Origin of the sequence: Marinobacterium ramblicola (assembly GCF_019084545.1) — a bacterium.
Classification (GTDB): domain Bacteria; phylum Pseudomonadota; class Gammaproteobacteria; order Pseudomonadales; family Balneatricaceae; genus Marinobacterium_D; species Marinobacterium_D ramblicola.
The window spans coordinates 103248-125897 of sequence record NZ_JAHREP010000008.1 but is presented as its reverse complement, the minus strand read 5'-3'; the positions used below and the strand labels follow the sequence as shown (position 1 = coordinate 125897).

General features: G+C 57.9%; 14 protein-coding genes and 1 CRISPR repeat array. Of the genes, 11 read left to right on the top strand and 3 right to left on the bottom strand.

What is annotated here, in order from left to right:
• The first annotated feature begins 142 nt into the window (after window positions 1-142).
• The 10 genes from KQ940_RS08100 (at window position 143) to cas2 (ending at window position 15136) form a co-directional block, all read left to right on the top strand.
• The gene (locus KQ940_RS08100; RefSeq protein WP_246589868.1) at window positions 143-2395 is read left to right on the top strand and encodes a di-heme-cytochrome C peroxidase; all 2253 of its coding nucleotides are present in this window, start codon (window positions 143-145) and stop codon (window positions 2393-2395) included.
• A 17-nt stretch (window positions 2396-2412) separates the two neighbouring features.
• Window positions 2413-4428: a patatin-like phospholipase family protein gene (locus KQ940_RS08095; protein WP_217412928.1), complete on the top strand. Its 2016-nt coding sequence runs from the start codon at window positions 2413-2415 to the stop codon at window positions 4426-4428.
• Window positions 4429-4534: 106 nt separating this feature from the next.
• The gene (locus tag KQ940_RS08090; RefSeq protein ID WP_217412927.1) at window positions 4535-5032 is read left to right on the top strand and encodes a gamma-glutamylcyclotransferase family protein; all 498 of its coding nucleotides are present in this window, start codon (window positions 4535-4537) and stop codon (window positions 5030-5032) included.
• Between the two features lie 102 nt (window positions 5033-5134).
• A complete protein-coding gene (locus KQ940_RS08085; RefSeq protein WP_217412926.1) occupies window positions 5135-5974 on the top strand; it encodes a helix-turn-helix transcriptional regulator in 840 nt (279 codons plus the stop codon).
• Window positions 5975-6112: 138 nt separating this feature from the next.
• Complete coding sequence (gene cas3g / locus KQ940_RS08080) at window positions 6113-8548, top strand: type I-G CRISPR-associated helicase/endonuclease Cas3g (protein ID WP_217412925.1); 2436 nt, start codon at window positions 6113-6115, stop codon at window positions 8546-8548.
• Complete coding sequence (gene cas8g1, locus KQ940_RS08075) at window positions 8545-10674, top strand: type I-G CRISPR-associated protein Cas8g1/Csx17 (RefSeq protein WP_217412924.1); 2130 nt, start codon at window positions 8545-8547, stop codon at window positions 10672-10674. The genes cas3g and cas8g1 overlap by 4 nt, the downstream gene beginning before the upstream one ends.
• 19 nt (window positions 10675-10693) lie before the next feature.
• Window positions 10694-11641 (top strand): type I-G CRISPR-associated RAMP protein Csb1/Cas7g, encoded by a 948-nt coding sequence (gene cas7g, locus KQ940_RS08070; RefSeq protein ID WP_217412923.1) that lies wholly within the window; start codon window positions 10694-10696, stop codon window positions 11639-11641.
• A gap of 3 nt (window positions 11642-11644) precedes the next feature.
• Window positions 11645-13144, top strand: coding sequence for a type I-G CRISPR-associated protein Csb2 (csb2, locus tag KQ940_RS08065; RefSeq protein ID WP_217412922.1), 1500 nt, complete (start codon window positions 11645-11647; stop codon window positions 13142-13144).
• Between the two features lie 3 nt (window positions 13145-13147).
• Entirely contained in the window at window positions 13148-14818 is a 1671-nt protein-coding gene (gene cas4g/cas1g / locus KQ940_RS08060; RefSeq protein ID WP_217412921.1) for a CRISPR-associated endonuclease Cas4g/Cas1g, read from the top strand.
• A gap of 24 nt (window positions 14819-14842) precedes the next feature.
• Entirely contained in the window at window positions 14843-15136 is a 294-nt protein-coding gene (gene cas2, locus KQ940_RS23070) for a CRISPR-associated endonuclease Cas2 (RefSeq protein ID WP_217412920.1), read from the top strand.
• Window positions 15137-15342: 206 nt separating this feature from the next.
• A CRISPR array of direct repeats spans window positions 15343-18564; the repeat unit is 36 nt; unit sequence ATTATCCGGAGCTATTCGCTCCGGCCTTATTGAAGC.
• Between the two features lie 34 nt (window positions 18565-18598).
• Here the strand turns inward: cas2 and KQ940_RS08050 are convergent.
• On the bottom strand, window positions 18599-19513 hold the full coding sequence (locus tag KQ940_RS08050) for a pirin family protein (protein WP_217412919.1): 915 nt from the start codon (window positions 19511-19513) through the stop codon (window positions 18599-18601).
• 171 nt (window positions 19514-19684) lie between these two features.
• Between KQ940_RS08050 and KQ940_RS08045 the strand changes: the two genes are divergently transcribed.
• Entirely contained in the window at window positions 19685-20557 is an 873-nt protein-coding gene (locus KQ940_RS08045) for an ATP adenylyltransferase family protein (protein WP_217412918.1), read from the top strand.
• Here KQ940_RS08045 and trpA read toward each other — a convergent pair.
• Both trpA and trpB read right to left on the bottom strand, forming a co-directional pair.
• Window positions 20554-21372 (bottom strand): tryptophan synthase subunit alpha, encoded by an 819-nt coding sequence (gene trpA, locus KQ940_RS08040; protein ID WP_217412917.1) that lies wholly within the window; start codon window positions 21370-21372, stop codon window positions 20554-20556. The genes KQ940_RS08045 and trpA overlap by 4 nt on opposite strands.
• A gap of 23 nt (window positions 21373-21395) precedes the next feature.
• Window positions 21396-22619, bottom strand: coding sequence for a tryptophan synthase subunit beta (trpB, locus tag KQ940_RS08035; RefSeq protein WP_217412916.1), 1224 nt, complete (start codon window positions 22617-22619; stop codon window positions 21396-21398).
• Between the last annotated feature and the right edge of the window lie 31 nt (window positions 22620-22650).

Below are 22650 nucleotides of genomic sequence, written 5' to 3'. Positions count from 1 at the left end.
ACTAGTTAAAAATGGCGTGGTTTTTCTGCCTCTGTATGTTAAAAAAACAGATCTCAAACGCTTGTTCTTATTCGGTCTTCAAGTGCAGTAAGCGTCCAATCACAATAAAAACCAAGGAGCTCCGAGTGAGAAGGGCGTCACCATGAGCAAGGGAATCGCGTCGCGCCTGATCTGGCGGCTGTTGGTACTGGCTCTACTGCTGCTACTGGCGGCGGTCGGTATCTTCGCTTTCTTCGTCAACTCCTCCAAGGAGAGGGTGCCGGGATTCGAACAGGTGGATGAGTATCGTTACCTGAACTCGGGCTGGAAAGCCGCCTCGCGCGAGGCTTACTACCATACCCCTCAGGGCACCTCGCTGCCGCAGGGGGCCGGTGATGCCGCCGTGCGTTACAACTGGTTCCTCAATCTGGAGCAGCCGCTATCGACGGAGCGTTTTGCCGACCCCCGGTTCCTGCTCCGCTTCAAGTTCTTGGATGATCCCAGCCACCCGGATGACCTGCCGGTCGGTTTCGCCAAGCGTTACTCCGCATCACTGGGAGAAGAGCTGCTGGATATCAGCTGTGCCGCCTGTCATACCGGTGAGCTGCACTACAACAAGGAGGGCAAGCGTTTCGGACTGCGTATCGATGGCGGTCAGGCGATGCACGCCTTTACCGATCTGCAGCGTGGCAGCTTCGGCCCGATGTTGATCAGTGCGCTGGCGGAAACCTGGGCCAACCCGCTCAAGTTCAACCGCTTTGCCGACCGGGTACTGGCCGACGGCGGCAGTAAGGTGAAACTGCACCGGCAGCTGGGCGATACCCTGGAAGCCTTCCTCAATATCCGGCAGAACAATCCGCTGGCACACCTCTACCCAACCCGCGAAGGGTTTGGCCGTACCGATGCCTTGGGCCGGATTGCCAACACCCTGTTCGGTGAGCACCTGACCGATGCCAACCTGCAAAGATCGTCGGCCCCGGTGAGCTACCCCTACCTGTGGAACATGTGGAAGTTCAACTGGGTGCAGTACAACGGCTCGGTGGCACAGCCGCTGGCGAGGAACGTGGGCGAGGCGCTTGGGGTGGGCGCCGATATCCAGCTGATTAATGCGGAAGGCGCACCTCTGCCCGCCGATCAGCGCTTCCGTACCTCGGTGAACATACCGGGGCTGGAGAAGATCGAGCGCGCCCTGCAGCAGCTGCCGCCGCCGAACTGGCCGGAGGATATCTTCGGCAGGATCGACCGGACCAGAGCAGCGCAAGGAGAGCAGCTGTTCCAGAACCACTGCGTCGAGTGTCACGGACCGCACAGGTCGAGCCGTGCCCGTCAAATGGCGGAGGCTCCACTCAAGGTCGGTCCCGAGGATCACTGGCTGATCGAGGTGATCGGTATCGATCATGTCGGTACCGATCCCACCGAGGCGCAGAGCTTCCTGAACCGTACCTATGACCTCTCCGCCACCGGTATTACCAAGGCCCAGGTAAAGGAGCTGATCGATCCGCTGCTGCAAAAGAAACTGGCCCGTGACATGCTGATGCGTCTGCAGGAGCTGTCGATAGATCAGAGCTTGAGCGAAGAGGCACGCGTTGCCTTTACTGCATTGGCAGATGAGTTCCCACCGCCGGATCAGTTGGCTGAGCAGGGTTTCGAGCCCTCTCCTGAAACCAGGATCAAGCAGGCGCTGAACTACTTAGGCTTGAAGCCGGATACGCAGCTTTCAGCCGCGTATGATGCCTATCCCCAGCTGAGCTGCGATACCCAGTGCCAGGTCAACGCACTCTGGTACGACATGGACCACGCCCAGCAAGCCTATACCAAGCTGCTGGCTTCGATCGACCCGGCCAACATCAGCGAAGGGCTTGGCTTGAATCTGATCGGCTTGCTGTTGAAGCAGCGCTATTACGAGGACAACAACCTGACCGAGGCGCAGCAGTCCTGTCTGGAGGGATTCGGCGCACTGGATCTGCCGCAGCAGATCCTTGGCTATAAACCACGCCCGTTGGCCGGTGTCTGGGCTACGCCGCCGTTCCTGCACAACGGCTCGGTACCGAGTATCTACCAGATGCTGCTGCCCGCCGCCGAACGCGACACAACCTTCTTTGTCGGCCCCCGCGATTACGATCCTGTGCATCTGGGCTATGTCACCAGCCAGCCGCCTGGCGGTGAGTTCGACGGATTCTGGTTCAACACCGCGCTGACCGGCAACCACAACACGGGCCACAGCTTCGCGGCATCGCCTCGGCAGTGGCAGGCGTACCGGAATGACCCGAGTGCCAACCCGCTGCCCTCCGGCGTGATCGGGCCGGAACTCTCGGATGAACAGCGTTTCGCACTGTTGGAGTATCTGAAGATCCACCGCGATAACCCGCCGGGCTACCGATACCGGGGAGCGCCCGCTTGTCTGGATCAGCCGTAATGAACAAGGAGAGCGCAATGAGCGACGGCAACCCGAGCTATAGCAATCCGAACTACAGCAACGATTTTGAGCGGGTCAAGGCCGAGGAGCTACGCTGGATCGAAGATCGGCGCCGAGCAGCTGGAGTCGACCCAGAACAGCCGGTGACAGGGCTTGCGTTCTCCGGCGGAGGGATCCGCTCCGCCTGTTTCCAGCTTGGCATCTTGCAAGGGTTGTCGGAGAACGGCTGGATCGACAGAATTGATTATCTATCCTCTGTATCCGGCGGCGGCTATATGGCGGGTTGCTATCAGTGGCTCAAGCACCGGGGGCAAGGGGTTGCCGACCTGTTCAGCGCGCCGGTGCTCAACTGGCTGCGGGCGCATGCAAGCTATATGTTGGCGGGTAAAGGCGCGAGTAGCGCAACTCTGGTGGCGGGCACGCTGGCGTCGACACTCTTTAGTCTGTTTGTGTTATTGCCGATTTTGCTGGCCGGGCTCTGGGTAGCGGGCTTGCCGCACACGCGTCTGCCTTGGCCGAAACACTGGCACCTGCCTGGGGCTGACGTGATTTATGGTCACAGCGGTTATCTGTTGATGTTGTTCGGTGCGTTGGTCTGTTTCATTTTTTTCCTGATCAGCGTGCCCACTATGGCGCTGTGGCGCGCAAGCCATGGCGGTGGCCTCAGATACCAGATTGCGGTTCGTGGGATTATGGGACGGTTGATAGGGCTGACAATTGCGCTGGTGCTGCTCGGTAGCCTGCCGATGGTGTCACAACTGGATGACAGCCTGTTGTCTTTAGCCGCTTCGGAGCAACTGGCGGGGCTCGGCAGTCATCTGGATTATGTGATACCGCTCATTACCGGGGTATGGGCAATGGCTAAAGCTCGCATGAGTCCTAAGCTGGCACTGTTTGGACTGACGCTTCTGCTCTATGGTATGGCGGCTTTCTCCTACCATCTGGTGTTCCATCTACACATTGCCGACTATCCGCTATTCTGGAGCTGGTTCGGGCTCGCCGTGTGTTTAGCGACGTTGGCCAGCGTTAATCGTACGTCGATCCACAGTTATTACCTGGCTCAGTTGGTACAGGCGTTCTTTTACACCGGGAAGCCGGTTGCTGAAGATATGCCGCTGGCCGACCTCAAGCCGAATAAGGGTGCACCCCTGCCGCTGATCAATACAACCCTGTCGACGGTCAACTCCAATCGGTCGTTGGCTCGGTCCCGAATGGGTGATAGTTTCGCTCTGACTCCGCTCTATTGTGGGAATCCAGCGACCGGTTTCGCCCATACAGCGGCGTTTCAAAGTGGCCGTTTGAGCTTGGGGGATGCCGTAACCACCAGTGGCGCGGCGGTGGATCCCGACACTGCCAAGACTGCCAATCGCGCGTTAAGCATTCTATTGACGATGCTGAATTTTCGCTTGGGCTTCTGGGTTCAGCACCCGCGTCGTGCGGGTCTCCACCAAAGCCATATGCCATTCTGGCTGATCTTCAAAGAGCTGTTCGCCAAGGGGATGAACGAAACGGCCCGCAGCGTGCATCTGTCGGATGGTGGCCACTTTGAAAATCTTGGCGTCTACGAGTTGCTGCGCCGAGAGTGCCCGCTGATCATCGCGTCAGATGCCGGAGCCGATCCTCAGAACACGCTGTCTGATCTGGGCTCGCTGTTGCAGCGCTCCCAGGCCGATTTTGGTTGCCACATCGCCCTGGATACCAAGGCCTTGCGTGAGGTTCAGGATGGAGTGCACCAGAGCTGCTTTGCACTGGGAATTATCCGCTACAGATCGGGACATACAGGGAGGTTACTGTATGTGAAGTCGGCACTGACAACCCATTCATCGGCTCAAGTGACCTGCTTCTCCAATATCGATGCCGGCTTCCCGAACGACAGCACCGCCAATCAGTTCTTCGACGAACGCCATCTGGATGCATACCGCGAATTGGGGCGGGAAAATATTCTGATGGCGATCAAGGCGCTGGAGAGTGAACCCACTATCCATAGGTTGGAGGAGAGCAGGGTGGCGGCGGAGGATGCGTTGGCGGTTTAACTCAGTCACCCTGAGCATATGAGCGATCTGCATACAGTGCGTTAGATGAGATGGCTATTATTTGAATTGAGTCGCCATTAACCAACGCACTGCCGAGGGGGGACAGATGCATTACTTCGCATACGGATCCAACATGTCGCTTGCTCGGTTGCGGGAGAGAGTGCCGAGCGCCAGGCGTCTCGGCCGTTATCGGCTGGAAGCCCATGACCTGCGTTTTCATAAACGTGGTGGTGATGGTTCCGGCAAGTGCGATGCGTTCTACAGCGGTAAGCAGGAGCACCAGGTGATCGGTGTCCTGTATCACATCGACCCACTGGAAAAACCGGCTCTGGACCGGGTCGAGGGGCTGGGTGTCGGATACGGCGAGAAGCAGGTTGTCGTGGTCGGACCGGCAGGGGAGCTGATCGAAGCCCACACCTATTGGGCGACGAAGACCGACCCGCTGATCAAACCCTTCTCCTGGTACCTGAATCATGTCCTGGTTGGCGCGCACGAAATGGAGCTGCCGGCGCAATATATCGACAGGATAAGATTGATCGAAAGCATCGAGGATCCGGATCGAGAGCGGGATGCGCTGGAAAGGGCGATCCATAAACTTCGGTAGGGGTGTCCTTAAGCGATAAATGGTTATATCTTTCTGTGGGATAGGGGCAATACTGAAAAGGACTCTGGCTGGAGCAAGCCCTCCTGCCGAAAGGAAAAAAGGATGCAAACATCGGAAGTCTTGCGCCGGTATCGACTCATCGAGTTGTTGGCCTACTGGGAGGGCCGGGTTTCCAGTACCCATCTTTGCCACTTCTTCGGTATCAGCCGCCAGCAGGCGACCAAGGATATAGGGCATTACCGGGACGAGACCGGCAATCTCGAGTATGACGCCAGCGCCCGTGGCTTCAGGCCTGTTGAATCGTTCCAGCTTCTCTATATCAGTGGCGACGTAGCCGAATATCTCGGTTGGATGACCGGTCGTAGCGCTCATGCCACACCGGACAGCCCCAGCTGCCGCCTGCCTCATGCGGCACTGCTACATCCTCCACGCAACGTCTCGCCCCGCGTCATCCGCCCCTTGGTCCAGGCAATACGCCAACAACGGCGCGTCGATGTCGACTATGTATCGATCAGCAACCCCAGCCGCGACGGCCGCATCATCGTCCCCCACACCTTCGTCAACACCGGTCTACGCTGGCACCTGCGTGCCTGGTGCGAAAAGAGCGGCGAATACCGCGACTTCGTGCTCAGTCGCTTTCGTGGCGAGCCCGACCTGCTTGATCGATCCGATCACACCGGCGCTGATGACCACGCCTGGCACACCGAAGTCACTCTCATCCTCAAACCCGACCCGCGCCTCAGTGAGGTCAAACAGGAAGCGTTGATTCATGACTACTGTATGCAAAACGGTGAGTTGCACCTGACAACCCGTGCAGCCCTTGCCCAGTACCTGCTCCAGGAGATGCAGGTCAACGTCAAGATGATCGACGGCAGTCCCGAAGCCCAGCAACTGATACTGGCCAATCTGGATGAGGTTAAACCTTGGATGTTCAACAGCTGAGGTACCGGAAATAAGGCGATACCTGTCAACTGAGTTTACCTGTGGAAATGAACAGGGTTGGCGGGGAGGTATGAAAGTGGATAGTAGAGCTAACGAGCCAATGCAAGAGTGTATTGCAGCTTCAAGAGGTTGCTTGACATGAACTTTACAGATTTTTTTAAAAAGGCCTACGGCCATGCGAGCATGGAGCCATTGCCTTATCAGGCCCGCCTTGCCACGTCGGAAGACTGGCCTGACGTGCTTAATGTGCCTACCGGGTTGGGGAAAACGGCCGCGGTTACGCTGGCTTGGTTGTATCGGAAGACAGCGCTGAATGATCCATCCATGCCGCGTCGGCTCGTTTGGTGTCTGCCCATGCGCGTTCTGGTGGAACAAACGGAAGCCAACATCCGCGCGTGGCTTGCGCGTCTCGGTCTTGCCGAGACGGTCGGCGTACACCTGCTGATGGGTGGCAGCGAGGATATCCTCAAGGCGACCTGGGCGGAGTCCCCGGAAAGCCCGGCGATCCTGATTGGCACCCAAGACATGCTGTTGTCCCGAGCATTGATGCGCGGATACGGCATGAGTCGCTATCAATGGCCCATCCACTTCGCCCTTTTGCACAACGATGCGCTCTGGGTCTATGACGAGGTCCAACTCATGGGCCCGGCATTATCCTCCAGCGCTCAGTTGGAAGCCTTCCGGCGAACCTTTCCGTTGGGCAAGGGTAGTCGCAGCCTCTGGGTATCCGCTACGTTGAGGCGACAATGGCTGGGCACGGTCGACCTGAAGCCGCAGTTGGACTCCCTGCAAGTCGCGGCGCTTACGGAGGACGATCTGACACATCCGGTCGCTCGTCAGCGTGTCAACGGCGCAAAGCGGCTTGCGTATGCGAGAACCGATCTCAATAGCGGAAACGCCAGGAAGAAGGCCAAAGACTACCTGTCTGCCCTGGCCGCCGAGATCATGGCCGAGCACCGACCCAATACCCAGACTCTGGTGATTCTCAACCGGGTGGAGCGGGCGCAGGAGCTGTATAAGCACATAGTCAAACAACATGACCCGGAGCGAACACTCCTGTTGCATGCGCGCTTTCGTCCGGCCGAGCGGCAGCATATCGAACGACAGCTCCAGAACGGTGAGCGCAGCCGGGACCGCATCGTTATCGCGACTCAGGCGATCGAAGCCGGGGTGGATATCACCAGTACGACCCTTTTTACCGAACTGGCGCCCTGGGCTTCCCTGGTGCAAAGGTTCGGGCGCTGTAATCGCTATGGCGAGTGCGATAATGCCCGGTTGTTTTGCATCAATATAGACGAGGCCGTCGAAGCGACACCCTATCCCCCTGAACCCCTTTCCCAAGCGAGAACACAGGTTGATGCCGTCATTCAGGCCGGAGGCTCCGCCGGACCAGGACAACTGCCATCGGTAGGGGACCGACAGGCGGTCGAACTGGTACTGCGCAGAAGAGACTTCATCGAACTCTTCAACACGGATGCAGACCTGTCCGGCCAAGATATCGACATCTCCCTCTACATCCGTGATACCGGAGTTCCGCAGTCCCTGGTGTTCTGGCGTGATTTCACGGACAGCCCCGAAGACCAACCCCCGCCGTTGCGCGAGGAGCTCTGCCCCGTGGCGATAGGACAGTTACAGGACCATCTCAGCAAGAAGATCGATGCCTGGTTTTGGGATACGGTCGCGGGTCGATGGTCGAAACAGGACAAGTCCAGGGTCCGGCCGGGCCAAACTCTGTTGCTGAAAGCCGCCGATGGCGGTTATGCCCCAACCCTGGGCTTCGTCGCCGGAGCCAAGGGACCGGTGGTAGACATTGCTGGCGCCCTCTGCCTCGAAGAAGAAAGCTATACGCGCGACGATCTCTGCTACATCGGCCGCTATGTGGAACTGGGCGAACACCTTGCGGATGCGGAAGCGGAAGCCCGGAAACTATGTCGTGAACTGGCGCTTGCGGATGGCGATGCCCAATCGGTGATCAAGGCAGCGTCGCTCCACGATTGGGGTAAGGCTCACGAAGCCTTCCAGCACATGCTGACCCACCGGGGCGGGGTGCCGGAACCCGGTAAACTCTGGGCCAAGTCGGATCAAGGCGGCAAGCCAGAGTACCGCATGCAGCCGGTCGAAGGGGAGGAGAGGGGAGCGTTGCGGCCCCATTTTCGCCACGAACTAGCCTCGATGCTGGCCTGGCTTGAACACAATCCGGACCACGCCCGGCGGGACCTGATCGCCTACCTGATGGCTGCACACCACGGCAAGGTTCGCATGGGATTGCGCGCGCTGCCCAAGGAAAGCCAACCCCGCGACGACCGCCTGTTTGCACGCGGCGTCTGGTCTGGCGACCTGCTGCCGCCGGTGCCATTGGTCGCGGGCCAACCGCTGCCCGAGACCACCCTGCGTCTTGACCTGATGCGATTGGGGGATGGTCCCATGGGGCCGTCCTGGACCGCGCGCACGCAAAAACTGCTGGCCGATCTGGGCCCCTTCCAACTGGCCTGGCTGGAAACCCTGGTGCGTATCGCCGATTGGCGCGCCTCGAAGGGGGAAGCCAACCGAAAACCTCAAGGAGAGCAGTCATGAATCGAATTCTTCTTGGCGGCTGCGCCCCCACACCGCTTGCGCATTACCTCAAGGCGTTGGGTATCCTGCGGCTGGTCGCGGAGCAACTGGACCCCGAGGTCAAAGGAGCCTGGCGGGATGATGGGTTTGAGTTGTATACGCAAACCAACGCGGATGAGCTGCTGCATTTCTTCCTGTACGAATACAGGCCTACACCGGTATTGGCGCCATGGAATGGCGGAAGCGGGTTTTATCCGAAGGACAATAAAGAGGGTATAGATCCTCTCGGCATCAGCTTGGCACCGCGTTTTCAACCTCTGCGTGAAACCATTGCTGCCATGCGAACCGCTCTCGAAACGGCGGGTTATGAGGAACGGCCGGATGGGGAAGAGAAGGCAAGGTTCTTGGCCCTGCTTCGCGCAACACTCGACGATGACGCACTGGCTTGGATGGATGCCGCACTCTCATTAACTGACGACGGCCCACGTTTTCCTCCCCTGCTGGGAACCGGTGGTAACGACGGTCGTCTCGACTTTACCAATAACTACCTGAAGCAGCTTGTACAGCTATTCGACCCGGAAACCGGCCAGCCCTTGCCTGGAGCAATGCAGGAGTTACCCAGTGCCTTGTTTGCGATTGCCACGCCGGGTATAGGGAAAGGCTCGGTCGGTCAATTCGCGCCCGGCAATTCTGGAGGCCCCAATAGCAGTAACGGATTTGAAGGAGGCTCCAGCGTGAATGGTTGGGACTTCATCCTCATGCTGGAGGGCGCGCTATTGTTTGCGACGGGTGTGACTCGTCGTCTTGAAACTGGCCTGCGAGGCCAATTGAGCTATCCCTTCACCGTGCGCATGAGTGGCAGCGGCTCCGGCAGTGCAGCCCAGTCGGATGAAGCCAACGCCCGTGCTGAAATGTGGCTGCCCCTATGGAGTCAGGCAGCCTCTTTGCCCGAGTTGAAAAATCTATTGACCGAAGGGCGAGCTACCCTGAACTGCCGAGGTTGTCGGGATGGGCTGGACTTCGCGCGTGCGGTTGCGCAGTTGGGCGTGGATAGAGGCATCGGTGCTTTTCAGCGCTATGCTTTTGTGATGCGGTCGGGAAAAGCGTATCTCGCCACGCCATTGGATCGTATCCGGGTCGCGCAGGCCCCGAAATCTGAACTTATCAACGACCTGGATCAGCATCGTTGGCTCGATCAATTGCGCAAGGCGGCGCGGACAAAAGAAGCCCCCAACAGCCTGCGCAGCAGCATCCAGAGTCTGGAAAACGCCCTGTTCGACCTGACCCGTCGGCCAACGGCGGTCACCTTGCAAATCGTGCTGATTCGGGTCGGCGAATTGGCGCAGTGGCAGGCCGGTAACCGCAAGGGGCGCAATGCCAGCCTCTCTTTGCCAAAACTTTCTCAAGGCTGGTTGCGTGAAGCGGATGACCGCAGCGACGCCTATCGCCTGGCATCGGCGTTGGCCGGGATTGGCACAGACGGTGATTTGCCGATACGGGCTCATCTGTTCCCGTTGGAAAAGGGTCATGCCAAGGGCTGGCGCTTGAATGAACAGGGCGAGAATAGTCTCCATACCTGGAGCAAGGGGCCGCTGGACAGGCAACTCGGCAAGCTGATTCAACGGCGGATGATTGCCGCTCACCAGCAAGGACAACAGGGTTTTGATATTCAAGGCCGGAGTCCGGTCGATCTTACTGCCGTGGAGTCCTTCCTTTCGTCGGATAGTCTGGACCGCCGCATTGCCGCGTTGCTGCCCGCGCTGGCACTGATCGACCGGCCTTTTCCTCTGCCGGGACGTGGCATCGAAGCACCTGGGCTGCCGTTGGCGTATCGCCTACTCAAACCGCTCTTTGCCGGCACGGCGCAGCTCCAGGCCGCCGGGCTTTTGTCGGATGGCCTCTCGCTGATGCTTCCGGCGGATATTCCGCGCCTGCTGGCTGCCGATCACGTGGGGAATGCTTTGTCGATTGGCCTGCGTCGCATGCGTATCGCCGGTTTTGCCGGCCCCGGTCTGCTGCCCTCATGCGACGATATCAGCGGCCCCCGGCTGCTCGCCGCGCTGATGTTGCCGATTCACGATGCTTCCCTGTCTCGTCTGGTGCGTTCCGCGTACCGGTTCGAAGAAACGACTCCCAGTACCCACTAAATTTATGGAGAACGCCACCATGACTCTCAATTTCAATGCTTTTGCCACTGCCCCCCGCCTGTTGCTCGAAGCGGATCTGCAGCCGCTTCAGGGTACCCGCTTTCAGCCCACCGGCTTCCCGGACCTTGGGGCTGCCGTCTACGAAGGTCCCGATGGCGAGCAGATGCTGCTGGTGGAATCCGCCCAAAGCATGGCTAATCGCCTGGAGGTGGTGTGCTGGGATGACAATGCCGATGACTGGGTCGGGCCACTCAAGGGGCTGCCGCTGATCAAGGTCAGTGATAAAAATGGCGAACCCCTCACCAATTCAGTCCTGGAGTCCCACCGCATCAACTCGCCCTATATCCTCGAAGGCAAGGACAAATCGGTCTTCGAGATACTCAAGTCCGAATTGGCCGGCATGGAGGAGGGGCGCGTGGATATTCGCCGCCTTGCCCGAGTGTTGATGCGGCTTGATACCAATGCCTTGCTGCATGGCGTCTTTCTTGCCAAGAAGGAGTTGGCGGGCGGTCGCTTGCGTATGCCGCGCGCCATCTCGGCCTTTATCGAAGCGCGCCAGGTGAAAGTCGCCGCCAGCGGCGGCGTGAAAAACGACTCCGTCAACCCGAGCGGCGATACCAGCAAGGGGTTCGGCAATGTTCCCTTCGCCCGCGACGAATATGTATCGCCCCGGATTACCGCCTATTTCAATCTCGATCTCGCCCAGATCCGCGCGTCTGGTTTGGGCAACGCAGCCAACAATCTGCTTACGGCACTCGCCCTATACAAAATTCGCCGTTTCCTGGATGAAGGGCTGCGCCTGCGAACCGCGTGCGACCTTCGACTGGTTGAACTGCGTGCCACCCAGCCGGAGCATTGCGAAATTCCCGGCCGCGAAGCACTTGAAGAGGCATTGCCTGGTCTGATCGCCGAGTGTGGCGAGCTATTCGCGGAACCTCGCATCACCCAAGTTACCTACGAGAAATAAGCCATGTTGACCATCGCCATGACCTTCCCGGCGGGGCGTTATCACGCCACGCCCTGGGGGCGCCACGTCAACGAGGCGGATGTCGAATGGCCTCCTTCTCCCTGGCGTCTGCTGCGCGCACTGTTGGCAACCTGGCATCGCAAGGGCGATCAACAGCGATTCAGTGAAGCTATGCTGGATCGATTGCTGGAATCGCTGGCATGCGAGCCCCCTTGCTTCCATATTCCTCCGGCGCGGCAAGCGCATAGCCGTCACTACATGCCGATTCCCGGAAATAAAACCACCTTGGTATTCGATGCCTTTGCCGCCGTTTCACCGGCAGAAGCCCTGATTGTTCATTGGCCGGAATTGGAGCTGGATGCCGAATGCACGCAACTGCTCGATGAGCTGCTTGCAAAGCTCGGTTATCTGGGGCGCGCCGAAAGCTGGGTGATTGCTCGGCGTTTGGATGAGTCGCCAGCCGATATCAATGTCCGGGCAGAACAAGTAGGTTCTGCGGCTGAAGATGGACTGGCAAGCGAGCCTGTGAAACTGACGGTTCCCCTGTCTGCTGCGAGCTGGCAAGAGGTCCGCGCCGAGCTGTTGGCGCGCGAAGAGATCAAAGGCGCCAAGGGTAGGAAGGGTCAAAATCTGCACGCCACACTGCCGGAAAAACTGGCGGATGCGCTACGGCTGGATACCGGTGACTTGCAGTCCGTGGGCTGGAGCGCTCCGCCCGCGGCACGCCAGATTGTCTACTATCGACCCTATCAGGCGCTCAATAGCCGTATTGCACCCTCTAACGCATTTCGAACCGGCGCCGCTCCGATCCAGGCGCGTCTGCAACTCGTCGGTAAGCCGCTTCCGAGGGTAGAGGACACGGTCCGAATCACCGAAACCTTTCGGGCGGCGCTGATTCATACTCTGGACAAGCGTCTCGGTGCGTCGGTGTCACCACTGATCTCCGGCCACGATCTACCGGAGAAAAATCATCACGACCACGCCTTTTATCTGGCGGAGGACATGGATGGAGATGGTCATATCGACCACCTTTTGCTGTATGTGCCGGGCGGGATCGATCCGGACACCCAACGTGCCTTGATACGGCTGGAGCGGCTCTGGATGCGAGACGGGTCGGAATGGCGACTTTTACTCGACACCACCGGCCACCATCTGGGACAGCTATCCGGCAGTAGCCGCGTCTGGCAGAGCCTGACTCCCTACCTCCACCCCTGGCACCGCAAGAAGGGCTTTGGCGTGGTGGAACAGATTCGAAAGGAGTGCGGGTTGCGCGGCTTGCCGGAACCGGAAGTTGAAGTGCTGGACAGCATTGATGTCGGGCCAGGTAACAGATCGCGCCGTCCGGTCCATTTCCATCGTTTTCGTGGCAGGCGTGGAATTTCACAGCCCGACCGGCAGGGCAGTTTCTTGCGGCTCAGTTTCCCAGAGGAGGTCAGGGGACCCATAGCGCTGGGGTTTGCGTGTCATTTTGGACTCGGCTTGTTTGGAATCGTGGAGGGTTAAGTCATGAGCGTCACCAATCCAGCACCGGATCTCATCCCCGCCCGCATGATAAACGAATACGTATACTGTCCCCGTCTGGCTTATCTGGAGTGGGTGCAAGGGGAGTGGCGTGATAATCCGGACACGGAAACCGGTCGCCACGCGCATCGACGAGTGGACAAAAAGTCCGGTAAACTCCCAGAGCCCGAAGATATGGACGAGGAAATTGTGGTGCATGCGCGTTCCGTAACGCTGAGCGATATGGAGCTGGGTATCATTGCCAAACTCGATCTGATCGAAGGCGAAGGCAACCGGGTAACCCCGGTGGATTACAAAAAGGGCAAGCGGCCGCACATTGCGGCCGGTGTCTACGATCCGGAACGTGTCCAACTTTGTGCCCAGGGGCTGCTACTACGCAAGCATGGCTATGAGGCCGAAGAGGGCGGAATCTATTACGTGGGATCGAAAGAGCACGTTAGAGTCCCTTTCGATGACACGCTGGTTGAACTAACGCTGGCGGCCACTGACGGTCTGCGTAAGCTGTGGAATGAACCGTTGCCTCCGCCTCCACTGGAGGACAGTCCTAAATGCCCACGCTGTTCGCTGGTTTCAATCTGTTTACCCGACGAGGTCAATTGGTATCGACATCTGGATGAGGCGCCTCGTCCAATCGCCGTTCGCGAAGAAGACAAAATGCCCCTCTATGTACAAGCACCATTCGGCACTATCCGTAAAAAAGGCGAAGTGCTGGAGATCGAAGCCAACGATGAGAAGTGCACAGCGCGCCTAAACGAAATCAGTCACTTAGCGTTGTTCGGCAACGTCCATCTGACCACACCGACTTTGCAAACTCTGATGCAGAGAGAGATCCCGGTTACTTGGCATACCCAGGGTGGCTGGTATTACGGCCATGCGCAGGGACTGGGGCACAAGAATGTTCAACTTCGTATCCATCAGTTCGGGGCTTCGTTCGACGCTGAGTCGTCGCTGAAGATTGCCCGTAGTCTAGTTCGTGCCAAAATACTCAACTGTAGAACCTTGTTGCGCCGTAACTGGCGATGCAACGAGGAGTCCCCGGAAAAAGCGTTGAAACAGCTGAAATACTACGCCGCCAGTGCGCCCCGGGCTCAGGAGATGGCCACCTTGCTTGGTATCGAAGGGCAGGCGGCCAGCATCTATTTCCGGGCCTTTTCGAAAATGCTGTCGCCGGAAGCCGATGCGACAACGTTCGACTTCACCCGGCGTAACCGCCGTCCGCCTCGTGATCCAATCAATGCGCTGTTGTCATATGCATACAGCATCCTGACGCGCACCTGGGCTGCCACCTTGCATGGGGTGGGATTTGATCCTTACGTGGGCTTCTATCATCAACCGCGTCCAGGGCGACCGGCGCTCGCTCTCGACATGATGGAGCCCTTCCGCCCGCTACTGGCAGATTCCGCGGTCCTAACAGCCATCAACAACGGAGAGGTCGGGCCCAAGGATTTCGTCCAACACGGGGATCAATGCGGATTGACCAACAATGGGCGCAAGGCCTTTATGGGCACCCTGGAACGTCGTCTTGGGCAGCATGTGACGCACCCCTTCTTCGGTTACCGGCTCAGCTATCGTCGGTTGCTTGAACTGGAGGCGCGGTTATTGGGGCGGTACCTGTCCGGGGAGATCGACCATTACATCGCGTTCACTACAAGGTAATCTTTTGAAAACGCGGGGAATAGCATGAGCGCAGAGCACCTTTATCTGGTGACCTATGATGTCAGTGACTCCAAGCGACTACGACGGGTGTTCCGAATTCTCGAAGGATACGGTGAATGGGTACAGCTTTCCGTTTTCCAATGCCGTCTTAGTGAGTTACGAAAGCGCCGACTGTTGAACGAACTCGAATTGGAGATAAAGCAGCATGAGGATCACGTGTTGCTCTTCAAGCTGGGGCGTGCCGATTCCAAATATACGGAATTCGTAAGTCTCGGGCGCACATTCGAGCCTGTTACGCGTGAACCGATTATCATATAGCTTTGCCACCTGTCCGCGAGCGCTGTAGTAATGAATGAAAACTGGGGCAGGTCTCGCAGGCAGTCTATGTTCTTTAAAAATCAGGTAATTAGTGTTACGTTGGGAGCTGTTAACCTTGGCTTACAGAGGATTGTTACATGCCTTTGGATAGAGTGCTCGCAATCTATCGGCGATCTCCACAGGGGACAGGGCATGTAGCGCTGGGTATTATCCGGAGCTATTCGCTCCGGCCTTATTGAAGCTTGACGCCGGTATAAAACACGTTTTGCGGGTTGGTATTATCCGGAGCTATTCGCTCCGGCCTTATTGAAGCATCATCGGAATCACGTTACGCTGATTGCGCGACGGTATTATCCGGAGCTATTCGCTCCGGCCTTATTGAAGCGATGATATCGGCGGGGATTGTTTCGTCATCTACAGAATTATCCGGAGCTATTCGCTCCGGCCTTATTGAAGCATCGCTACTCGGTTCGCGCCGATGGTTCCGGTATCTCATTATCCGGAGCTATTCGCTCCGGCCTTATTGAAGCTCGATCATGTCGCCGAATTTGAACTTAAGTACGGCTGGATTATCCGGAGCTATTCGCTCCGGCCTTATTGAAGCATAGTAAAAGTTGCCATGATGCTTCCCTCGTTGTTGCATTATCCGGAGCTATTCGCTCCGGCCTTATTGAAGCACGGGTTTGTGTTTTATCGATCGATTTATATCGCGATTATCCGGAGCTATTCGCTCCGGCCTTATTGAAGCCGGTGAGACTAACGGAGTCGCCGGACGGCTGAATCAATTATCCGGAGCTATTCGCTCCGGCCTTATTGAAGCCTGGTGGTGAAAGCGAAGGTCGGCACATTCGACGTGATTATCCGGAGCTATTCGCTCCGGCCTTATTGAAGCATGGAAAACAGCCCATTGCTTGTGGGAAGAGGGCTTATTATCCGGAGCTATTCGCTCCGGCCTTATTGAAGCGAATTCGTTGAACGATAGCGAGAACTCAAGTCCGCGCATTATCCGGAGCTATTCGCTCCGGCCTTATTGAAGCCGATTCGATTTCCTGGACCACGCGAACCAGAATGAAGATTATCCGGAGCTATTCGCTCCGGCCTTATTGAAGCGGCATACAACAACCCCGTTAGGCAGTGGGTTGAGTGTATTATCCGGAGCTATTCGCTCCGGCCTTATTGAAGCTGGTGCGTACCGTTCCCGTAGATCGGCGGCCAGACCATTATCCGGAGCTATTCGCTCCGGCCTTATTGAAGCAGTGACAGGTTATCGAAACGGAAGTATTTCCCGTCCCATTATCCGGAGCTATTCGCTCCGGCCTTATTGAAGCGAGCAGGCTATTCGGCTGTCTCAGGATATGGCAGTCATTATCCGGAGCTATTCGCTCCGGCCTTATTGAAGCGATCTTCTTGTCGAGAACGATCACGAAAAGCACTTTATTATCCGGAGCTATTCGCTCCGGCCTTATTGAAGCTGCTAGACATGAGTTATAATGTCCGTATCACAGTGGATTATCCGGAGCTATTCGCTCCGGCCTTATTGAAGCGATGTTGTTCTTCATCCCTCCACCTCCCGCTTGATTATTATCCGGAGCTATTCGCTCCGGCCTTATTGAAGCCTGCTGCCCATATTCAAGCCGTGAGGGACTGGACTATTATCCGGAGCTATTCGCTCCGGCCTTATTGAAGCATATGAGATTTGAACCGCTCTACATAATGATCCCGGATTATCCGGAGCTATTCGCTCCGGCCTTATTGAAGCTGTCCAGTATAACGAGAAAAATTCCGCGCTTTCTCAGATTATCCGGAGCTATTCGCTCCGGCCTTATTGAAGCCCACAATCACGGCTGTGTAATCTCCATGCGTGGGGATTATCCGGAGCTATTCGCTCCGGCCTTATTGAAGCGAGTTGTGACCCAGCCTATACGCCATGGCCAGACGATATTATCCGGAGCTATTCGCTCCGGCCTTATTGAAGCTGGCGGTCAAATTCGATCACCTTCATGACGAGCATGATTATCCGGAGCTATTCGCTCCGGCCTTATTGAAGCGAGGGCATCGCGCTGGCGCTTGGCTGGGCGCCGTCGGGACATTATCCGGAGCTATTCGCTCCGGCCTTATTGAAGCTACATTGCCTTCATCCCCCGTTCTGCGCTTGCGTATTATCCGGAGCTATTCGCTCCGGCCTTATTGAAGCCCGAAAGAAAAGACCATCCGCAAGTACCTCGATCATTATCCGGAGCTATTCGCTCCGGCCTTATTGAAGCTGCGATCCGTGCTGCCATTGCCTCACGCGCCCCGGATTATCCGGAGCTATTCGCTCCGGCCTTATTGAAGCGCCATCGACAGCGCCTTCTCCCCCGATCGCCCACACATTATCCGGAGCTATTCGCTCCGGCCTTATTGAAGCCGGGTGGTTGATCGGGTTGCCGTCGGCGCTGCTGAATTATCCGGAGCTATTCGCTCCGGCCTTATTGAAGCTGGCAGGATGCAGCGGGGACCTCGGCCGTCACGGAATTATCCGGAGCTATTCGCTCCGGCCTTATTGAAGCGAATTATAGCAATGTGACCGACAGAGATGCAGACTTATTATCCGGAGCTATTCGCTCCGGCCTTATTGAAGCCATTCAACCGGCATACCGGCGAGATCGATATCGACAAATTATCCGGAGCTATTCGCTCCGGCCTTATTGAAGCTTCGAGATCATCAACGAGCGCAACGGGTATTACGCGATTATCCGGAGCTATTCGCTCCGGCCTTATTGAAGCTTGTTGTGGTACGGCTGCATTTCGACCTCCTAGAACATTATCCGGAGCTATTCGCTCCGGCCTTATTGAAGCCCTCTCTTCCTCGATGTCTTGAGACTCAAGGGGGATACCATTATCCGGAGCTATTCGCTCCGGCCTTATTGAAGCATGAGGACACGAATAGTAGGAATTGCTCTGACGCTGATTATCCGGAGCTATTCGCTCCGGCCTTATTGAAGCATGACGCGCCGCGCCCCGCGGTGGAGCGCTCTATCCATTATTATCCGGAGCTATTCGCTCCGGCCTTATTGAAGCGCTCATTGTTAACCTACTGGTTGGTATGTTTACCGACAATTATCCGGAGCTATTCGCTCCGGCCTTATTGAAGCATGATGACAATTGCGGGCTTGATCCTGCTGATTTTACTATTATCCGGAGCTATTCGCTCCGGCCTTATTGAAGCAATCAGGGATAGTGAACGACTCAGCGCCTTTATGCCGATTATCCGGAGCTATTCGCTCCGGCCTTATTGAAGCTTGTGCGTAAAGAATATACATTCACTCATCCCGCTACATTATCCGGAGCTATTCGCTCCGGCCTTATTGAAGCTCCTTTGCAGAAGGCAGTCAGATCGTCAACCGCATGGAATTATCAGGACCTCTTCTCTACGGCTTTATTGAAGCAGATCGGATCTCAATTGAACGGTAGTGTAAAGTCTTACTCCGGCAGCGGAATATACTCCACCTCGTCACCGACCACCTTCGGAAAACGACCGCCACGCCAATCCTCCTTGGCCTGTTCGATACGCTCTTTGCGGCTGGAGACGAAGTTCCACTCGATATAACGCTTGCTGAATGACTCGCCGCCGATCAGGGCCAGGCGGGTATCGGCGGTCGCCTCGACCGACAGGTCCGGCTGCGCGGTAAAGCAGGCCATTGCATGTTCGGGAATCTGCGTCCCCTGTATTCTCAGTCCGCCGCTCACCACGTAGATGGCGCGCTCTTCGGCGGAGGGTAGCTGCAGATGTTGGCCCGTCTTCAGATCAGCCTCCAGATAGAGCGTGTCGGCAAACAGTTTTACCGGCGAGCTTACCCCATAGGCGCTGCCCATCATGACGCGGATGGGCACTCCGGCGATCTCCACGGTCGGGATATCGGCCGCAGGGTAGTGGTAGAACGCCGGTTCGATCTCTTCCTGCGCTTCCGGCAGGGCCAGCCATAGCTGTAAACCGTGCAGGTTATGGACGGCACTGCTTATCTCGGGGCGCTCCCGCTCGGAGTGGGTGATACCCTGGCCTGCGACCATCAGGTTGATATCGCCGGGGCGGATCGGCTGATAGCTGCCCAACGAGTCGCGGTGCAGGATTTCACCGTCAAACAGATAGGTGACGGTGGCGATTCCGATATGGGGGTGGGGGCGCACATTGATGCCGTCCCCGGCGGCAAATTGCGCCGGTCCCATATGGTCGAAAAAGATCCACGGTCCTACCATCTTGCGTTGCCGGGTGGGCAATACACGGCGCACCGAAAAACCGCCCAGGTCCTTCTCTCTCGGCTCCACGATCAGCTCTATGGCACCTCCGGTTTGCAGCGTGTCGCACTCCAGTTCGCATTGGTAAGTCAGATTGCTCATGCGGCCTCCAGATTGATTTAAATGGGGATCAGCGTCGCAGTGCTACACAACAGTATAGCGGCCATGTGCGGTGGTACTCGGTAGGCGGCAAATAGGCTATTCTGCCGCTGCGGGCAGTCAAGTGGGTCGATTGCCGGACGATTGGTTTTTCGCCTGAGCAGGGGGCAGAAGGTGACAGTGAGCTTTTGTGAGCGCGTGCAAACGGTAACGGAGTCAGCCATTGCCGGTGGTGCCCTGTTGCCGATCCCGACCACCGCTCTGGTGGTGGAGCAGCATGGGCTTAAGTATCTTGTGCGCGTGCTGGATAACCTCAAGCGCAAGGATGAGGCGAGGGCACGGCTTAAGCTGGCGGGCAGCCATGAAACCAACCCCTTTTTACCCTACGATGAGGCGCTGTATGTCGGAGAGGTTGGTGAGTACCACCGCTGCCTGCTGAACAAGTTCAATGTGGTGGATCACCATCTGCTGATCGTTACCCGCGAGTTCGAAGCTCAATCCGATCTGATCAACCTGCGTGATTTTTCAGCCCTGGCCGAGGTGATGGCGCAACTGCCGGGTTTGGCGTTTTATAACGCTGGAGAGTTGGCCGGGGCCAGTCAGCCGCACAAACATCTGCAACTGATACCGCTGCCGATGGCGCCTTTTGCCGAGACTCCATTCTCGGAGCAGCTGCGCTCGATTCAGGATGATATTCCACAGCGCTGTGATCGACTGGCGTTCAACCATGCGGTCTTGCGTTTACCGTCAGGGCTATTTAATGATGTGATCGAGGCGGGCAGCCGGTTGCTCGATTGCTACCGGCACTTGCGCGCGATGCTGGATCTGGCCCCGGACTCACCTTATAACCTGCTGTTGACGCGGGACTGGATGCTGATGGTGCCGAGGACGGCGGAGCGTTGGCAGGGGATCTCGTTCAACGCGCTGGCGTTCTGCGGTGCGATTCTGGTGCGGGACCAGGCGCAGGCTGAGCAGCTGCGCGAAGCGGGGATCATGCAGGCGCTTGTCGCCGTGAGCGGACAAGCGCCTGATCTGTCGGGCTGTTAGCGCGCCTTGCGCACCGCGTCCGCCAGCGAGCGGGTCAGATCGACCACGGCCTGAGTACCCTCGGCCGGAGTAGCTGCCTTCTCGATGCAGTCGGTCAGCGCGGAGCCCACCACCACCGCATCGGCGAACTGGGCGATACGCTCTGCCTGTTCCGGGGTGCGGATACCGAAGCCGACGCCGATCGGGATATCGGTATGTGCACGGATCGCATTCACTTCACCCTCTACGCGCTCCGGCGTCGGCGCGGCAGAGCCAGTGACGCCGGTGCTGGAGACGTAGTAGAGGAAGCCGGAGGTGTTCTGCAGCACCAGCGGCAGACGCTTGGCGTCGGTGGTTGGCGTCGCCAGGCGGATGAAGTTGATGTTGTATTCGCGCGCCGGCAGGCAGAGTTCGTCGTCATGTTCCGGCGGCAGGTCGACCACGATCAGGCCATCGACACCCGCTTCGGAAGCGGCTTTCAGGAACTTCTCCACGCCCATGCAGTAGATCGGGTTGTAGTAGCCCATCAGCACCAGCGGGGTGTCGTTGTCGCGCTCGCGCAGGGCGCGCACCATCGCCAGCGTTTTCTGCATATTTTGACCGGCGGTCAGCGCACGCAGGGAGGATTTTTGGATCGACGGACCATCCGCCATCGGATCGGTGAACGGCATGCCCAGCTCGATCACGTCGGCACCCGCGTCCGGCAGCGCCAGCAGGGTGTTCAGGCTGTTGTCGTAGTCCGGGTCGCCGGCACTGATGAAGGTGACGAGTCCGGCGCGGTTGGCGGCCTTCAGTTCGGCGAAGCGGCGCTCGATACGGGTTTGGTTAGCACTCATCGTTACTATTCCTCAACTCTTGCTCAGTCTGCCAGTTCGTCGGCCAGGTGTGCGGTTACGGTGGCCATATCCTTGTCGCCGCGGCCGCTCAGGTTGATCACCATGAGGTGATCCTTGGGCAGGGTCGGCGCCAGTTTCATGGCGTAGGCGATGGCGTGGGAGGATTCCAGTGCCGGGATGATCCCCTCCAGGCGACAGGTCAGCTTGAATGCGTCCAGCGCTTCATCGTCGGTGATGGCGACATACTCTCCACGGCCAATGTCGTGCAACCAGGCGTGCTCTGGGCCGATACCGGGATAGTCGAGACCGGCGGAGATGGAGTGGGCATCCTGGATCTGGCCATCTTCGGACTGCAGCAGGAAGGTGCGGTTGCCATGCAGTACGCCCGGTGTGCCGCCCTTGAGGCTGGCCGCGTGCTTGCCGGTGTCGATGCCGTGTCCGGCCGCTTCGACGCCGATCAGGCGTACCGATGCGTCCTTGATGAAGGGGTGGAACAGGCCCATGGCGTTGGAGCCGCCACCGATGCAGGCGACCAGAGAGTCCGGCAGGCGGCCCTCTTTCTGCTGCAGCTGTGCGCGTACCTCGTTACCGATCACGCACTGGAAGTCGCGCACCATCTCCGGGTAGGGGTGCGGGCCGGCCACGGTGCCGATGATGTAGAAGGTGGACTCCACGTTGGTGACCCAGTCGCGCAGCGCTTCGTTCATCGCATCCTTCAGCGTGCCGGTGCCGCTGACTACCGGAATCACCTTGGCGCCGAGCAGCTTCATGCGCTGGACGTTGGGCTGCTGGCGGTCGATATCGGTGGTGCCCATGTAGACCACGCACTCCAGACCGAAGCGGGCGGCGACGGTGGCGGTGGCCACGCCGTGCATGCCGGCACCGGTTTCGGCGATGATCCGTTTCTTGCCCATACGCTTGGCGAGCAGGATCTGGCCCAGGCAGTTGTTGATCTTGTGTGCGCCGGTGTGGTTGAGGTCTTCGCGCTTGAAGTAGATCTTGGCGCCGCCCAGATGTTCGGTCAGGCGTTCGGCGAAGTAGAGCGGACTCTCGCGACCGACGTAATCCTTCTGCAGCGCCTTCAGCTCGGCGTGGAAGCCGGGATCGTGCTTCGCTTTCTCATATTCGGCCTGCAGTTCGAGAATCAGCGGCATCAGGGTTTCGGCGACAAAGCGGCCGCCGAAGGTGCCGAAGAAACCGTTCAGGTCCGGGCCGATCTCGGGTGTCTTTTGGGTCTGGGTGCTCATGGCAAAGGCTCCATAGCGGTATCTGTATGGA

Bases quoted from the DNA above. Each gene is read 5' to 3' on its own strand.
- cas3g (WP_217412925.1), top strand. From the start codon at position 6,113: ATGAACTTTACAGATTTTTTTAAAAAGGCCTACGGCCATGCGAGCATG.
- KQ940_RS08050 (WP_217412919.1), bottom strand. From the start codon at position 19,513: ATGAGCAATCTGACTTACCAATGCGAACTGGAGTGCGACACGCTGCAA.
- KQ940_RS08100 (WP_246589868.1), top strand. From the start codon at position 143: ATGAGCAAGGGAATCGCGTCGCGCCTGATCTGGCGGCTGTTGGTACTG.
- KQ940_RS08085 (WP_217412926.1), top strand. From the start codon at position 5,135: ATGCAAACATCGGAAGTCTTGCGCCGGTATCGACTCATCGAGTTGTTG.
- cas8g1 (WP_217412924.1), top strand. From the start codon at position 8,545: ATGAATCGAATTCTTCTTGGCGGCTGCGCCCCCACACCGCTTGCGCAT.
- cas4g/cas1g (WP_217412921.1), top strand. From the start codon at position 13,148: ATGAGCGTCACCAATCCAGCACCGGATCTCATCCCCGCCCGCATGATA.
- trpA (WP_217412917.1), bottom strand. From the start codon at position 21,372: ATGAGTGCTAACCAAACCCGTATCGAGCGCCGCTTCGCCGAACTGAAG.
- KQ940_RS08090 (WP_217412927.1), top strand. From the start codon at position 4,535: ATGCATTACTTCGCATACGGATCCAACATGTCGCTTGCTCGGTTGCGG.
- trpB (WP_217412916.1), bottom strand. From the start codon at position 22,619: ATGAGCACCCAGACCCAAAAGACACCCGAGATCGGCCCGGACCTGAAC.
- cas7g (WP_217412923.1), top strand. From the start codon at position 10,694: ATGACTCTCAATTTCAATGCTTTTGCCACTGCCCCCCGCCTGTTGCTC.
- csb2 (WP_217412922.1), top strand. From the start codon at position 11,645: ATGTTGACCATCGCCATGACCTTCCCGGCGGGGCGTTATCACGCCACG.
- KQ940_RS08095 (WP_217412928.1), top strand. From the start codon at position 2,413: ATGAGCGACGGCAACCCGAGCTATAGCAATCCGAACTACAGCAACGAT.
- cas2 (WP_217412920.1), top strand. From the start codon at position 14,843: ATGAGCGCAGAGCACCTTTATCTGGTGACCTATGATGTCAGTGACTCC.